Genomic DNA, 576 nt, shown 5'->3' on the forward strand with positions numbered 1-576 from the left:
ACAAACCTATTATGGACAGCATTTGGAATTATAGGTGGAATTAGCTACTACTCAAAAACCGAATATTTAATTTGTGTAATATTATTTTTAATAGGCATTTTGTATGCTTATAAATTAATGAAATCACTACTTTAAAATGAAAAGAATCCATTTTGACAATCTAAGTAAGAATTGGTTTTTAATCACAATTTTAATTCTGTCAATAATATTCTTACTTGTTGGAATATTTGAGTTTATTCCATTCGAAAACCCGAAAATAAATAAAGGGATAAGCGGAATTGGATTTTTGCTACAGGCACTATTTTTCAGTAGAATGTTTTGGTACAAAAATTATGTCGAGTGGAATAAAAAAGGTGTGACTATCCGAATTAATTCCTTTTTGGGAAAATCAATAATGTTTGAGAATATTAAAAAGACAGAATTGGACGATCAAAAGTTGGTAATTACACAAAGGAATGGGAAAATCTTTACGTTTGACTTAAAAGAAATTGCGGAATCTGATTCTAAAAAGCTGAATGAAATTATAATAAAAAATACTATTGCCAACAATGTATAACCGCAATTACGGCGGATTCG

1 protein-coding gene is annotated in these 576 nt (G+C 28.5%); it reads left to right on the forward strand.

Translation table 11 applies throughout. The annotated features are described in order from the left end of the window. The first annotated feature begins 136 nt into the window (after window positions 1-136). A complete protein-coding gene (locus tag LBV24_RS15055) occupies window positions 137-556 on the forward strand; it encodes a hypothetical protein (protein ID WP_224479484.1) in 420 nt (139 codons plus the stop codon). Window positions 557-576 lie beyond the last annotated feature (20 nt).

Source organism: Winogradskyella vincentii (genome assembly GCF_020166345.1).
Classification (GTDB): Bacteria; Bacteroidota; Bacteroidia; order Flavobacteriales; family Flavobacteriaceae; genus Winogradskyella; species Winogradskyella vincentii.

What these genes read in the sequence shown, in the direction of transcription:
- LBV24_RS15055 (WP_224479484.1), top strand. Translation starts at nt 137, where the DNA reads ATGAAAAGAATCCATTTTGACAATCTAAGTAAGAATTGGTTTTTAATC.